The 13,754-nt window shown below is 70.9% G+C and carries 10 protein-coding genes; 8 read left to right on the top strand and 2 right to left on the bottom strand.

Annotated features, from left to right (window positions below; translation table 11 throughout):
* The 5 genes from ACE3QP_RS17590 to ACE3QP_RS17570 all read left to right on the top strand — a co-directional run.
* Positions 1 to 71, top strand: a 71-nt coding sequence (locus ACE3QP_RS17590) for a hypothetical protein (RefSeq protein ID WP_374437792.1), incomplete at its 5' end; no start/stop codon positions are given.
* 91 nt (positions 72 to 162) lie between these two features.
* Positions 163 to 1,668, top strand: a complete 1,506-nt coding sequence (locus ACE3QP_RS17585; protein ID WP_374437790.1) for an RNA polymerase factor sigma-54 — start codon at positions 163 to 165, stop codon at positions 1,666 to 1,668.
* A 6-nt stretch (positions 1,669 to 1,674) separates the two neighbouring features.
* Positions 1,675 to 2,898 (top strand): class I SAM-dependent RNA methyltransferase, encoded by a 1,224-nt coding sequence (locus ACE3QP_RS17580; RefSeq protein ID WP_374437789.1) that lies wholly within the window; start codon positions 1,675 to 1,677, stop codon positions 2,896 to 2,898.
* Complete coding sequence (locus tag ACE3QP_RS17575; RefSeq protein ID WP_374437788.1) at positions 2,895 to 4,142, top strand: ABC transporter substrate-binding protein; 1,248 nt, start codon at positions 2,895 to 2,897, stop codon at positions 4,140 to 4,142. Before ACE3QP_RS17580 ends, ACE3QP_RS17575 begins: the two co-directional genes overlap by 4 nt.
* Entirely contained in the window at positions 4,139 to 4,567 is a 429-nt protein-coding gene (locus ACE3QP_RS17570; RefSeq protein WP_374437787.1) for a hypothetical protein, read from the top strand. The genes ACE3QP_RS17575 and ACE3QP_RS17570 overlap by 4 nt, the downstream gene beginning before the upstream one ends.
* Here ACE3QP_RS17570 and ACE3QP_RS17565 read toward each other — a convergent pair.
* Both ACE3QP_RS17565 and ACE3QP_RS17560 read right to left on the bottom strand, forming a co-directional pair.
* A complete protein-coding gene (locus ACE3QP_RS17565; protein WP_374437786.1) occupies positions 4,558 to 5,283 on the bottom strand; it encodes a 16S rRNA (uracil(1498)-N(3))-methyltransferase in 726 nt (241 codons plus the stop codon). The two genes, ACE3QP_RS17570 and ACE3QP_RS17565, sit on opposite strands and share 10 nt — an antisense overlap.
* A 163-nt stretch (positions 5,284 to 5,446) precedes the next feature.
* Positions 5,447 to 7,123 carry a long-chain-fatty-acid--CoA ligase gene (locus ACE3QP_RS17560; protein WP_374437785.1) on the bottom strand — a complete coding sequence of 559 codons (1,677 nt, stop codon included), beginning with the start codon at positions 7,121 to 7,123 and terminating at the stop codon, positions 5,447 to 5,449.
* A 129-nt stretch (positions 7,124 to 7,252) separates the two neighbouring features.
* On the opposite strand from ACE3QP_RS17560, the gene ACE3QP_RS17555 reads away from it, so the two are divergent.
* The 3 genes from ACE3QP_RS17555 (at position 7,253) to ACE3QP_RS17545 (ending at position 13,725) form a co-directional block, all read left to right on the top strand.
* Complete coding sequence (locus ACE3QP_RS17555; RefSeq protein WP_374437784.1) at positions 7,253 to 9,427, top strand: hypothetical protein; 2,175 nt, start codon at positions 7,253 to 7,255, stop codon at positions 9,425 to 9,427.
* A gap of 85 nt (positions 9,428 to 9,512) precedes the next feature.
* Positions 9,513 to 11,321 carry a PAS domain S-box protein gene (locus tag ACE3QP_RS17550; protein ID WP_374437783.1) on the top strand — a complete coding sequence of 603 codons (1,809 nt, stop codon included), beginning with the start codon at positions 9,513 to 9,515 and terminating at the stop codon, positions 11,319 to 11,321.
* The gene (locus tag ACE3QP_RS17545) at positions 11,314 to 13,725 is read left to right on the top strand and encodes an EAL domain-containing protein (protein ID WP_374437782.1); all 2,412 of its coding nucleotides are present in this window, start codon (positions 11,314 to 11,316) and stop codon (positions 13,723 to 13,725) included. The genes ACE3QP_RS17550 and ACE3QP_RS17545 overlap by 8 nt, the downstream gene beginning before the upstream one ends.
* Positions 13,726 to 13,754: the final 29 nt, after the last annotated feature.

Genomic DNA, 13,754 nt, shown 5'->3' with positions numbered 1-13,754 from the left:
GGGAGCCCGAGGCCATCGTGGCCAACCCCGACGTGCGCAAGGTCTATCTCGGCGAGCATTTCAGAATGTGATGCCCCCAGTCTTGTCGCTTCGCTCCTTCGCCACCCCCCAAGGGGGCGCGCCCGCCTTGGGGCGGCCCTGCGGCGTGCCTGCTTCGCAGTGATGAAGCCCTCACTCCAGCTCCGCCAGAGCCAGCATCTTGCCCTCACCCCGCAACTGCAGCAGTCGATCCGGCTGCTGCAGCTGTCGACGCTGGAGCTGCAGCAGGAAGTGCAGCAGATGCTGGACAGCAACCCGCTGCTGGAGCTGGAGGCCGAGGACTTCGACAGCCAGCCGGGCTTGGACGCCGCGCCGGCCGCCGCGGCCAGCAGCACCACCGCGAGCAGCTCCGCCGACGAGGGCGGTGGCACTGAGGAGGCGGGCGAGCGCGAGCTGGTGGCCGATGACTTCGGCGCCACCGAGCGCGAGGACTGGGCCAACGGCACCGAGGGCGACGACTTCGACGGCATCCAGGAACTGCCGCCCAACCGCTCCGAGGGCGCTGACGACGATGACGAGCGCCGCAGCGGCGAGCAGGACAGCGTGGGCATCGACTTGGTGGCGCATCTGCGCCAGCAGCTGGCCGGCCGGCGCCTGAGCGCCACCGATCTGGCCGCGGTGGAGCTGCTGATGGGCAGCCTGGATGATTCGGGCTACCTGGTCGACACGCTGGAGGAGCTGGTGGAACAGCTTGCCGGCCCGGACCCGGAGGAACGCGAGGAGCTGCAGGAGCGCCTGCAGGTGGCGCTGGCCCTGCTGCAAAGCCTGGATCCGGCGGGCGTGGGCGCGCGTTCCTTGAGCGAATGCCTGCTGCTGCAGCTGCGCGTGCACCCGCCGCACCCGCGACTGGCGCTGGCACGGCGCGTGTGCGAACCCAAGCACCTGGAGCTGCTGGGCAAGCGCGACTGGCGTCGGCTGGGCCTGCTGACGCACAGCGAGGAGCCCGAGCTGCGCGAGGCGCATGCGCTGATCGCCCGCCTGGAGCCCAAGCCCGGTCGGCGCTTCGCGCGCGACCACAACACCCCGGTGGTGCCCGATGTGCTGGTGCAGCGCGCCGGGCGTGGCTGGCGCGCCGTCATCAACCCTGAGGTCTGCCCCAAGCTCTGCGTCAACGAGCTCTATGCCCGCCTGCTCAAACAGAACAAGGGCACGGCGCTGAGCGGCCAGCTGCAGGAAGCACGCTGGTTCATCAAGAACATCCAGCAGCGCTTCGAGACGATTGCGCGTGTCTCGCAGGCCATCGTCGAGCGCCAGAGCGGCTTCTTCACGCATGGCGAGCTGGCCATGCGCCCGCTGGTGCTGCGCGAGATCGCCGACGAGCTCGGCCTGCACGAATCGACGATTTCGCGCGTCACCACCGCCAAGTACATGGCCACGCCGCATGGCACCTTCGAGCTGAAGTTCTTCTTCGGCTCGGGCCTGAGCACCGAAACCGGCGGCGAGGCCAGCAGCACCGCCGTGCGCGCGCTGATCCGCCAGTTCATCAGCGCCGAAGACCCGAAGAAGCCGCTGTCCGACAGCCAGCTCGCCAGCATGCTGGAAGAGCAGGGCATCCAGTGCGCGCGCCGCACCGTGGCCAAGTACCGCGAGGGGATGAAGATCCCCACGGCTCCACTAAGAAAGCAGTAACCCCCGATGAGTGCCTACGCCCTGTTCCTGCCCTGTCCGAGCGGGGTCGAGCCGCTCTTGCTCGACGAAGTGCGCGCGCTCGGGCTCAAGGCCGACGCGGCGCGCGGTGGCGTGCGGCTGGCGCGCGCCAGCCTGGTGGACGCGATGAAGCTCAATCTGCACAGCCGCCTGGCCACGCGCGTGCTGGTGGAGCTGGCCCATGGGCCGTATCGCGACGAGGCCGATCTCTACCACCTGGCCTGGACGGTGGACTGGAGCGAGTGGCTGACCCCCGCGCACCGCTTCCGCGTGGACTGCACGGCGCGCCAGAGTCCGCTCAAGAGCCTGCACTTCGCCGCGCTGAAGGTGAAGGACGCGCTGTGCGACCAGATCCGTGACCAGCACGGCGAGCGCCCCAGCGTCGACACGCGCGACCCCGACCTGCCGGTGCTGTTGCACCTCGAAGCCGACCGCGCCACGCTCTATGCCGACAGCAGCGGCGAGCCCCTGTTCAAGCGCGGCTGGCGCTACGACAAGGGCGACGCCCCGCTGAAGGAAACCCTGGCCGCCGCCATGCTGGCCGCGGCCGGCTGGCGCGGCACGCCGGAAAGCGGCGGCGCGCTCAACGACCCCTGCTGCGGCAGCGGCACGATCGCCATCGAGGCCGCGCTGATCGCCTGTGGCATCGCCCCCGGCAGCCAGCGCGATTTCGCCTTCGCGCACCAGCCGCCCTATGCCGAGCTCTACCCCGAGTGGCAGCGCCTGCTGGCCGAGGCCAAGGCCGCCGAGCACGCCCCGGCCGTGCCCATCTTTGCCAGCGATGTCGCCTTCCGCATGGTGGACTTCGCGCGCCGCAATGCCGAGCGTGCGGGCGTGGCCGATGCCATCCGCTTCCAGGGCGGTGACGCGCTGGAGCGCCCGGCGCCCGAGCTGCCCGCCGGCATGGCGGGCACGCTGATGATGAACCCGCCGTACGGCGAACGCATCGAGGTGCGTGGCAAGGCCGGTGAACACACGGACCGTCCGGCGCGTGAGATGGCCGAAGGCAACGACTTCTTCGCCCGCCTGGCCGCCTACTGGAAGCGCCAGTACACCGGCGCCAATCCCTGGACGGCCTGGCTGCTCAGCCCGGACCGCGAGCTGCCGCGTCGCATGCGCCTGAAGGAGAGCCGCAAGGTGCCCATGTGGAACGGCCCGATCGAATGCCGGCTGTTCCGCTTCGATCTGGTGGCCGGCTCGATGCGCGAATGAGCCTGCGCCGGCGCAGCCTCTGTGTGTGGGCGGGCACCGGCCCGGCCTGGGCGCAGTCGGTGCAGCCGGCCGAGCCGCTGCGCGTGCACTGGATGTTCTCCAGCGGCATGCAGCGCGACCTCTGGGTGCGCATCGCGCGCCGCTACGAGGATTTGGGCCGGCCGCTGGAGAGCCGCGAGCGCGAGCAGACCCCGTACAAGGCCGAGTTTGATGCCTTGCTGCGCCAGCAGCCGGCCGCGGCCGACGTGGCCTTCTGGTTCGGCGGCCAGCGCCTGCGCGAGTTCGTGGAGCAGGACCTGCTGGAGCCGCTGGACGACCTGGCCCGGGGCTGGGAATCGCAGTTCCACCCCGCCATGCTGGACGCGGTGCGCGTGCAGGGCCGCATTTGGGCGCTGCCGCTGGCCACCTACCAATGGGGCTTCTATTACCGCCGCAGCGTGTTCGAGCGCCTGCGCCTGCAGCCGCCCGCCACCTGGGAGGCCTGGCTGCAGCTCAACGACCAGCTGCGCGCCGCCGGCCTGGCCCCCATCGTGATGGGCAGCCGCGAGGGCTGGCCGCTCGGCGCCTGGTTCGACTACTTCAACCTGCGCCTGCACGGCAAAGCCTTCCATGCCGAGCTGCTGAGTGGCCGCGCGAGCTGGCTGGATGCACGCGTGCGTGGTGTGTTCGAGCGCTGGCGCCAGCTGCTGCAGCGCGGCGACTTCCTGCCCGGCAGCTTCGAGCGCGACTGGCGCCAGGCCCTGCCGTACGTGACGCGCGGCCACGCCGGCATGGTGCTGATGGGCAATTTCGTCAGCCTGGCCTTTCCGGCCGCGGTGCGACCCGACCTGGGCTTCTTCCCCTTCCCCACGCTGGACGCGCGCGTGCCCTTGATCGAGGACGCGCCGCTGGATGTGCTGGTGATCCCGCGCGCCGCGCGCCAGAAGGCCGCGGCGCGCGAGTTCCTGCGCTATCTGGCGCGGCCCGAGCTGCAGGCCGAGCTGAATCAGGCCATGGGCCTGATCCCGCCGCACCGCCTGGCGGCTGTGGGCAATGACCCGCTGGCCCAGGCCGGCGCGCGCCTGTTGGCGCGGGCGGCCGGCAGCATGCAGTTCTTCGACCGCGACGCCCCGGCCGCCTTCAGCACCCCGGCGCTGGAATGGTTGGCGCGCTTCGAGCGCGAACCCGCCAATCTGGAGCCGGTGCTGCGCGGGCTGGAAGCGCTGCGCACGCAGGTCTGGCCCGCGGACAATCCGCGCCGATGAAATCCGCCTTTCGCGCTTTGCTCGGCCTGCTGGCCGGGATGATGGTGGCCGTGGCCGTCATCGCCACCATCGAGGCCATCGGCCACAAGATCTGGCCGCTGCCGGCCAGCAGCGGCAACAGCAAGGACCCCGCCGTGGTGGCGGCGCTGCTGGCCGCGGCGCCGCTCGGGGCGCTGGTTTCCGTGGTGCTGGCCTGGTGGGCCGGCGCGGCGGGCGGCGCCTGGATCGGCTACCGCTTTGCCGGCGAACCCCATGCGCGCGCCGTGGGCCTGGGCGTGGCCGGCGTGATCTGGCTGGCCACGGCGGCCAATCTGCTGCTCATCAGCCATCCGGTGTGGATGCTGGGGGCGGGTCTGGCGGGTGTGCCGCTGGCGGGTTGGCTGGCGGTGCAGGGCGCGCAGGCGCGCCAGAAACGTCAGAGCTGAGCCAGGCCCCACCAGGAGAGCAGGGCCAGCGGGGCGGTGTCGGCGCGCAGCACGCGCGGGCCCAGGCCCACGGGCTGAAAGCCTTGTGCTTGTGCCGCCGCTTCCTCGCCCGCGCTCAAGCCGCCCTCGGGGCCTGACAGGCTCCACAGCGCGCCCTGCGCCGGCCGTGCCGGCAGGCCCTGGGCCTGCGGGCTGAGCAGCCAGCGCGCTTCGCCGCCTGCGGGCGGCAGCTCGGCCAGCCACTGGGGCAGCGTGCGCACGGCCGCCACCTGGGGCACGCGCGCGCGCCCGCACTGCTCGGCCGCGGCCTGCGCCACGCCCTGCCAATGCGCCACCTTCTTGTCGGCCCGCTCGCCAGAGAGGCGCAGCACCGAGCGCTCGCTCATCAGCGGCTGGATGGCGGCCACGCCCAACTCGGTGGCCTTCTCGACCAGGAAGTCCATGCGGTCGTTGGCCGGCATCACCAGGGCCAGGCGGAAGGCTTGCGCCAGCTCGTGCTGCAGCAGGCGCGCGCTCATCAGCCGCACCCGCACCACGCTGCGCCCCATGGCCAGCACCTCGGCCTGCCATTCCTGCTGGCTGCGGCCATCGAACAGGGTCAGCACATCGCCCGGCTGGCTGCGCAGCACCTGGGCATGGCGGGTCGGACCGGGGGGCAGGTCGAGCTCCTGGCCTTCGGGGCCGAGGGGCAGGTCAACGTAGAGGCGGGCGGACATGACGTGGAAGGTTCAAGCGCCGATGGCGCTTGGACGTACAGGGCTGGCGCATCGGGCTGGCCGATGCGGTGGCGCGATGCGCCACAGGGCGGCTACGCCGGCCCCAAGCCCGAAACGGCAAAAAGGCCGGCAGAAGCCGGCCTTGGATTCTTGCTCAGCCTACTCAGCTCTTGGGCTTGTCGCGCAGCTCGCGCCGCAGGATCTTGCCCACCGGGGTCTTGGGTAGCTCGGTGCGGAACTCGACGATCTTGGGGCGCTTGTAGCCCGTCAGGTTGGCCTCGCAGTAGGCGCGCACATCGGCCTCGGTGACGTTCGGGTCCTTCTTGACGATCACCACCTTCACCGCTTCGCCGGCCTTGTCGTCGGCCACGCCGACCGCCGCGCATTCCAGGATGCCGGGCATGCTGGCCAGCACGTCCTCGACCTCGTTCGGGTACACGTTGAAGCCGCTGACGAGGATCATGTCCTTCTTGCGGTCGACGATCTTGAAGAAGCCGCGCTCGTCCACCACGCCCACGTCGCCGGTGCGGAAGAAGCCGTCAGCCGTCATGACCTTGGCGGTTTCGTCCGGGCGCTGCCAGTAGCCGGCCATCACCTGCGGGCCCTTGATGGCGATCTCGCCGGGCTGGCCGGGGGCGACCTCGTGGCCGTCATCGTCCAGCAGCTTGAACTCGGTGCTGCTGACGGGCAGGCCGATGGTGCCGGTGAAGGCGGTGCTGTCGGTGGGGTTGCAGCTGGCCACGGGCGAGGTCTCCGAGAGGCCGTAGCCCTCGCACACCGGGCAGCCGGTCTTTTCCAGCCAGAGCTTGGCGGTGGCCTGCTGCACCGCCATGCCGCCGCCCACGCTGATGACCAGATGGCTCCAGTCCACCGTGTTGAAGTCGGGGTGGTTGGCCATGGCGTTGAACAGGGTGTTCACGGCCGGGAAGCTGTGGATGGTGTGCTGGCTCAGCTCCTTGAACACGGCGGGGATGTCGCGCGGGTTCGGGATCAGGATGTTCACGCCGCCCTTGTGCATGGAGAGCATCAGGTTCGCCGTGAACCCGAAGATGTGATAAAGCGGCAGCGCGCAGACGGTGTGCACGGCCTGGCCGGCGGGCACTTTTTTCAGGGCGGGCTCGTAGAAGGCCTCGGCCTGCAGCACGTTGGCCACCAGGTTGCGGTGCAGCAGCACGGCGCCCTTGCTGACCCCTGTCGTCCCGCCGGTGTACTGCAGCAGCGCGATGTCCTCGGCCTTCATCTGGGGCCGCGTGTAGGGCAGGGCGCGGCCGCGCTTGAGGGCGTCGTTGAAGCGCACCATGCCCGGCAGCTGCAGGGGCTGGATGTTGTTCTTCTTGCGCACCACGTAATTGATGACCAGGCCCTTGAGGAAGCCGAACTGGTCGCCAATGGAGGCCAGGATCACGTGCTTGGTGGGCACCTTGTCGAACACCTCCTTCAGCGTGGGCAGGAAGTTCTCGACGATGACGATGGCCTTGGCACCGCTGTCCTTGAGCTGGTGCTCCAGCTCGCGCGGGGTGTAGAGCGGGTTGACGTTCACCGCCACGAAGCCCGCGCGCAGCACGGCGGCAATGGCCACCGGGTACTGGAAGACGTTGGGCATCATGATGGCGACGCGGTCGCCCTTGGCCAGGCCCAGGCTCTGCAGGTAGGCGGCCAGGGCGCGGGAGTCTTCGTCCACCTGCGCAAAGGTGCGGGTGGCGCCCATCATCTTGTAGGCCGGTTTGGTCGCGTGGTTCTTGAACGCGGTCTCGATCAGCTCGATGAGGTTGGCATAGCGGCCGAGGTCGATCTCGGCTGGGACGCCGGGCGAGTAATGCTTGAGCCAGATCTTGTCCACGCGGGTCTCCTTTTCTTCGCGATCGATTCTGCGAGGGGTGGGCGTGCAGGCCCCTAGGGAGTTGGCCTAGGAACGCTTGCCACAGGCCGAAGCCCGCGTTGGAATCCTGCCCAAACCCCGGGGAAAACCATGGCACTGTGGCGCGCGCTGCTGTCTCTTGTCCTGCTCTGCGGGTTCAATCTGGCCTCTGCCGCCCCGGCCGGCTTCAGTGCCTGGGCCGAGGCGGCCGGTCCGCAGCACCGCACCAGCCTGAGCGTGCAGCTGCAGGCCGGCACGGCCGACCAGGGGCGGGCGGGCCAGCTCTACATCGCCGCCAACACCCCCGACGGCCAGTGGTACAGCTTCACCCCGGCCGGCTGGCTGCATGCGCCGAACGGCGATGTGCAGCCCTACCAGGCCGTTACCTTGGGCCAGCACCGCGTGGCGTTGCTGCGCCAGATGGACCTGCGCGGCCTGGAGGGCACCGCCATCTACGCCGGCTATGGCCAGAGCGTGGCCGAGGTGCTGGCGCGCCAGAGCTACACCCGCGTCTACTACGTCGGCAGCACCCTGGCGGGCGCGCCCGATGCCGGCGACTGGCTGCAGTTCTCCATCAATGTGCAGGACTTCAGCTACCCGGAGCTGAGCGCCGCCGCCGTCACCCGCATCGTCGACCTGCACGAGCAATACCGCCTGCCGGTCGACATCTACTTCAGCGACACGATGCTGGACCTCTACCAGTCCGGCTACCCCAGCCTGCTGGAGCGCCTGCGCAGCTCGCCTTTCGTGGGCCTGAACTACCACATGCGCCCGCCCAAGCCCTACTACCTGAACTACGACTGGGCCGGGCTGGCGAACCTATCGGCCAGCGCACAGACGGCCGAGATCCAGGCCTATGAATCGGTGCGGGTCGATCTGACGACCGGCCAGAGGACCGGCACGCCCGGCGGCTATCAGCAGCTGCGCACGCTGGGCGACAACGCCCGCATCGCCATCGTGCCGGCCATGCAGGCGGACGAGAAGTTCCTCGACGCCACCGCCACGGCCTTCAAGAACCTGGGCGCCACGTGGACCCTGGCGCACACCGGCGGCGCGCTGAACCTGGGCGACAGCGCGCGCGGCCTCTACCTGAGGCCCGAACACTACGACCTCAAGCTCTTCGAGCTGACCGGCCAGACTGGCCAGGCGGTGGTGGAAGCCGCCTTCACCGCCGCCCGCGCGCTGCCCGGGGCGCGTGCGCCCTTCTTCGTCGGCGCCAAGATGCACGACAACGATTTTTTCGCGCAGAAGTCCGCCTGGAACGTCGTGTACGTCGACGGCGGCAAGCGCCCGCCCTGGAACCCGGCGCTCAAGTCCGCACTCAAGAGCAGTGCCGACCAGGCCGCGCAGTGGGCGATCTACGAATCCGCGCTGGCCTACGGCAGCAGCCAGCGCCAGCGCTTCGGCTTCGCCAATGCGCCGGGCCTGGCCCAGCTGCGCGCCACGGCGCAGGACGCCGGCGGGCCACAGTTGCACGTCAGCGGCACCATGCACATCGAGTCCGTGCCCACCAACTGGCCGAATGTGGACGACCTGATCGCCTTCTTCCGCCGCGCCGTGGTGGCCGGCAAGGTCGGCACACAGGCCACGGGCATGCGCTGGTCGATCGGCGCGGACATCGGCTGGCTCAATGGGGAAGCACGCGCCGGCGAAGTCATCCGCACCTTGCAGCCCCTGGGCGTGGAGTTTGACGTGCACGCCCACAGCGCGGCCGACCGCGCCGCCTGCGCCGAGCGCATCCGCGCGCTGGGCGGCACGCCCAACGCCGTGGCCTCGGGCCTGCTGAACACCGAGATCGACGGCCTGCGCCAGCCGCAGCGCGGCAGCACGGGTTCCAGCTGGCAGGCCGAGACGCTGTGGGGCCTTGTCACCGGCGTGGGCCATGGCACGGACAGCGACGACACCGCCGCCGGCCTGTGGCGCCCGCGCTCGGCCAGCGACTGGAAGGCGCACGACCCGGCCGGCAACCTCGCCGCCGTGGGCAATGGCGGCCGCACCCTGCAGGCCGCCGAGGCGCTGGCCAACAGCCTGCTCACGGGCAGCCATGTGATGCCGATCTACAGCGTCACGCTCAACGTCGCGCCCAAGACCTTGACCATCGTGGACACCAGCGACGGCATCGCCCAGATCGAGGCCTGGGCTGCGCGCGTGGGCCTGTTGGCGCCGGTGCGCTGGAGCAGCATCAGCGCCACGGCCGCGGCCTTCAGAGCCGCCGGCGGGCTGCCCAGCCGGGTGAACCCGGCCGCCAGCGGCACGGCCGCGCAGGCGCGCCCACGGCGCCCTTGAATGGCCCTCAGCAAATTGGGGGATTGGCGGCGGCGCGGGTCTCGCCCATAAGCTCGCCCTGGCGTGCCAGCCAGGGAGCAGAAGAATGCACGAAGCAGAGGAGGCCGAGAGCCTTCTGGACGCCGGCCTGCGGGCCTTGTTCGCGGCGGATCTGCCGGTCGGCCTGGCCCTGCTGGACCGCGAGCTGCGCTATGTGGTGCTGAACCCGGCGCTGGCGGCCTTCAACGGCGTCAGCAGCGAGCAGGCGCGTGGCCGCTCGGTGGCCGAGGTGCTGCCCGAGGCCTTTCCCACGCTGGAGCCGCGCCTGCGCGCCGTGCTGGACGAAGGGGCCGAGCTGCGCAATTTCCAGGTGCAGATCGAGGTGCCCAGCCGGCCCGGCGAGCTCTCCGAATGGGAGGCCAGCTACCTGCCCGTGCGGGGCGCCGATGGCGCGGTGCTGGGCGTGCTGGTGCAGGCCGTGAACGTGACTGCGCAGCGCCGGGCCGACCACGCCATGCGGCGCAGCGAAGCGCATCTGCGCCAGGTGCTGGACAGCCTGTTCGCCTTCGTCGGCGTGCTCGATGCCGACGGCGTGCTGGTGGAGGCGAACCGCGCGCCGCTCGAGGCCGCCGGCATCCGCGCCGAGGATGTGCTGGGCAAGCCCTTCTGGGATACCTACTGGTGGAGTCACGACGCCGAGTTGCAGGCCTGGTTGCGCGAGGCGGTGCAGCGTGCGCGCGGCGGTGAGTCGGTGCGCCGCGACCTGCTGGTGCGCATGAAGGACGACTCGCGCATGACCATCGACTTCATGCTCGCGCCCCTGCGCAACGAGGCCGGCGAGGTGGTGCAGCTGGTGCCCTCGGCGATCGACGTGTCCGACCGCGTCAGCTCCGAGGCGCGCTTCCGCTCCGTGTTCGAGACCGCCCCTGACGGGCTGGCCCTGGTGGACCCGCAAGGCCGGCTCAGCCTGGTGAACCGCAGCCTGGCGCGCCTGTTCGGCTACACCGAGGCCGAGCTGCTCGGCCGCCCGGTGGCCGACCTGGTGGGCGAAGGCGACCGCGCGCGCCACGAGGGCCTGATGCGCAGCTTCCTGCGCGCCCCCGAGGCCCGCGCCATGGCCGGCAAGCGCCATGTGGTGGGGCGGCGCGGCGACGGCAGCCCCGTGCAGATCGAGGTGGCGCTCAACCCCGTGCCCTCGGCCGAGGACCCGCTGGTGCTCATCACCGTCTCCGACATCGGCGAGCGCCTGCGCGCGCAGGCGCAGATCCAGGCCGCGCTGCACGAGAAGACCGTGCTGCTGCAGGAGGTGCATCACCGCGTCAAGAACAACCTGCAGATCATTGCCAGCCTGCTCAGCCTGCAAAGCCGCCATGCCGATGCCGGCACCCAGGCGGCGCTGCGCGACAGCCAGCGCCGTGTGATGGCGATGGCGCTCACCCACCAGCTGCTGTACGAGCTGAACGACTTTTCCGCGCTGGAACTCGGGCCCTACCTGCGCCGGCTCACACAGCTGCTGCACGATACCTTTGCGCGCCAGGGCCAATCCGTCGAGCTGCGCATCGACGCCCCAGAGCAGGGCCTGCGCATCGATCTGCAGCAGGCCGTGCCCTGCGCGCTGATGGTCAATGAGCTGCTGACCAACTGCTTCAAGCACGCCTTTCCGGACGGCCGCGGCGGCCGCGTGCACCTGCGCGCCGCCTGCACGCCGCAGCGCCGCGTGCAGCTGGAGCTGCAGGACAACGGCGTCGGCCTGCCGCCGGGCGTGCGCCCGGGCCAGGGCGGCTCGCTCGGCTTTCAGCTGCTGCCCTTGCTGGCCGACCAGCTGGAGGCCGAATTCACCTTGTTCGAAGGGCCGGGCACGCGCATCGCCTTCGAGTTCCCCCTGCCCCCGGTCGAGGAGAGTGGCCATGCTTGAAACCGAACGCCCGCGCATCCTGGTGGTGGAGGACGAACGCATCGTGGCGCAGGACCTGAAGCTCAACCTCGAAGCCCTGGGCTACGACGTGGCCGGTGTCGCCGCCTCCGAGGCCGATGCGCTGCGCAACGCCCAGACCCAGTGCCCCGACCTGGTGCTGATGGACATCAACCTCGGCCGCGGCGGCGACGGCATCCGCGCCGCCGAGTCCATCCGGCGCGAGCAGGGCGCGCCGGTCATCTACCTGACCGCCTACGCCGAGCCCGAGACCCTGCGCCGCGCCGGTGCCACCGCGCCTTACGGCTACCTGCTCAAGCCGATTGAGCTGCGCGAGCTCAACGCCACCATCCGCATGGCCCTGGCCCGCCACGCGGCCGAGCAGCGCGTGGTGCGCGCCGAGCGCCGGCTGCGACTGGCCCTGAAGGCGGCGCAGATGGGCGTGCTGGAGCTGCAGCCCGGCCAGGAGCTGGCCGTGGTGGACGGCGCCGCCCGGGGCGCCCAGGGCGAGGGCCTGCGCGGCTTCAGCCTGCAGCCGCAGGACTTCATTGCCGGCCTGCAGGCCGAGGTGCGCGAGCAGGTGCGCGGCCTGCTCGATCGCCCGCAGGCCAGCCTGCACCTGGTGACGCGCTGGGACGGCGCCACCGAGCCCGCGCTCTGGCTAGAGATTCACGCCGCCCACCTGGCCGACGAGGGCCGCGTGATCGGCGTGTTCCGCGACGTTAGCGAGCAGGTGCGCACCGAAGGCCTGCTGCGCCAGGCCGCGGTGGTGTTCGAGTCCGCCGCCGAGGCCATCCTGGTGCTGGACCGCGAGGGCCGCGTGCTCTCTGCCAACCCGGCCTTTTGCGCCCTCACCGGCTGGGCCGGCCCCGAGGTGCAGGGCCGCCACCCCGACGAGTTCCTGCACGCGCGCCGCAGCAGTGATCGCGGCCTGCTGCCCGCGGGCGGGCGCGTGGCCGAGCCCCTGCAGGCCGAGGTGGTCTGCCAGCGCCGCGATGGCACGCTCTTCCCCGCCTGGGAGCAGCTCGCGGCGGTGCGCAACCCGCTGGGCGTGCTGACGCACCGCGTGCTGAGCTTCTCCGACATCTCCGCCCTGCGCCGCGCCGAAAGCCGGGTGCACCACTTGGCCTTTCACGACCCGCTCACCGGCCTGGGTAACCGCAATCAGCTCGACGACAGCCTGCGCCAGTGGATGGAGGACGAGGGGGCCGGCTTCGCCATGCTCTTCCTGGACCTGGACGGCTTCAAGCTCATCAACGACACCCTCGGCCACGCCGCGGGCGACCAGCTGCTCATCACCATCGCCCAGCGCCTGCAGTCCTGCCTGCGCGTGGACGACGAGGCGGTGCGCCTGGGTGGGGACGAGTTCGTCATCCTGGCCCGGCTGGATCAGCCCGAGACCGCCGCGCTGCTGGCCGGCAAGCTGCTGGAGCAGGTGCGCCTGCCGGTGCCGGCGCCCAAGGGCGAGACCGTGCGCGTCTCGGCCAGCGTGGGCATTGCGCTTTACCCGGCCCATGCGGGCGATGGCGATGCGCTCATCAAGGCCGCCGACAGCGCCATGTACGCCGCCAAGGGTCGCGGCCGCAACCGCTACGCCTTCTACACGGCTGACCTGGCCGCGCGCGCGCAAAGCCGCATGCAGATCGAGCAGGGCCTGCGCACGGCCATCGCGGCGCAGGAGTTCAGCCTGGCCTGGCAGCCCCAGGTGGACCTGCGCAACGGCGCCCTGCTGGGCGCCGAGGCCTTGCTGCGCTGGCATTCGCCGCCGCTCGGCACGGTGCCGCCGGACCGCTTCATTCCCGTCGCCGAGGACAGCGGCCTGATCGGCGAGCTGGGCCAATGGGTGCTGGAGCAGGCGCTGCGCCAATGGCGCGACTGGCAGCGCCGCGGCCTGGCCGTGGGGCGCCTGGGGCTGAACGTCTCGGCCCTGCAGTTGCGCGATGAGGGCTTCATCAATCAGGTGCGGGCGGCCCTGCAACTGCATGGCCTGGCGCCCGAGCAGCTGGAGCTCGAACTGACCGAGAGCGCCCTGCAGGCCACCGAGGGCGCCCCCGAGCGCCTGCGCCTGCTGCAGACCCTGGGCGTGCGCCTGGCGCTGGACGACTTCGGCACCGGCTACTCCTCGCTGGCCACGCTCAAACTGCTGCCGCTGAACCGGCTCAAGATCGACCGCAGCTTCGTGCATGAGCTTGAAACCGAGACGCGCGACCGCGCGCTGGTGCGCGCCATCGTCGGCATGGCGGACTCGCTCGGCCTCGGGGTGATTGCCGAGGGTGTCGAGACCGAGGCGCAGCGCCAGCTGTTGATCCGCCTGGGCGTGCTGCAGGGCCAGGGCTGGCTGTACAGCAAGGCACTGCCGGCCAGCGAGTTCGAGCGCTACCTGCGCCTTCATCCTCTTGGCGGATAGGCAGGGGCGGCACAGCTTCCTACGCTGCG

This window comes from Inhella sp. (assembly GCF_041912635.1).
In the GTDB taxonomy this organism is placed as follows: Bacteria; Pseudomonadota; Gammaproteobacteria; order Burkholderiales; family Burkholderiaceae_C; genus Inhella.
The sequence above is the reverse complement of the archived record's forward strand: the minus strand, read 5'-3'. Positions and strand labels throughout refer to the sequence as shown.

What these genes read in the sequence shown, in the direction of transcription:
- ACE3QP_RS17585 (WP_374437790.1), top strand. Translation starts at nt 163, where the DNA reads ATGAAGCCCTCACTCCAGCTCCGCCAGAGCCAGCATCTTGCCCTCACC.
- ACE3QP_RS17580 (WP_374437789.1), top strand. Translation starts at nt 1,675, where the DNA reads ATGAGTGCCTACGCCCTGTTCCTGCCCTGTCCGAGCGGGGTCGAGCCG.
- ACE3QP_RS17575 (WP_374437788.1), top strand. Translation starts at nt 2,895, where the DNA reads ATGAGCCTGCGCCGGCGCAGCCTCTGTGTGTGGGCGGGCACCGGCCCG.
- ACE3QP_RS17570 (WP_374437787.1), top strand. Translation starts at nt 4,139, where the DNA reads ATGAAATCCGCCTTTCGCGCTTTGCTCGGCCTGCTGGCCGGGATGATG.
- ACE3QP_RS17565 (WP_374437786.1), bottom strand. Translation starts at nt 5,283, where the DNA reads ATGTCCGCCCGCCTCTACGTTGACCTGCCCCTCGGCCCCGAAGGCCAG.
- ACE3QP_RS17555 (WP_374437784.1), top strand. Translation starts at nt 7,253, where the DNA reads ATGGCACTGTGGCGCGCGCTGCTGTCTCTTGTCCTGCTCTGCGGGTTC.
- ACE3QP_RS17550 (WP_374437783.1), top strand. Translation starts at nt 9,513, where the DNA reads ATGCACGAAGCAGAGGAGGCCGAGAGCCTTCTGGACGCCGGCCTGCGG.
- ACE3QP_RS17545 (WP_374437782.1), top strand. Translation starts at nt 11,314, where the DNA reads ATGCTTGAAACCGAACGCCCGCGCATCCTGGTGGTGGAGGACGAACGC.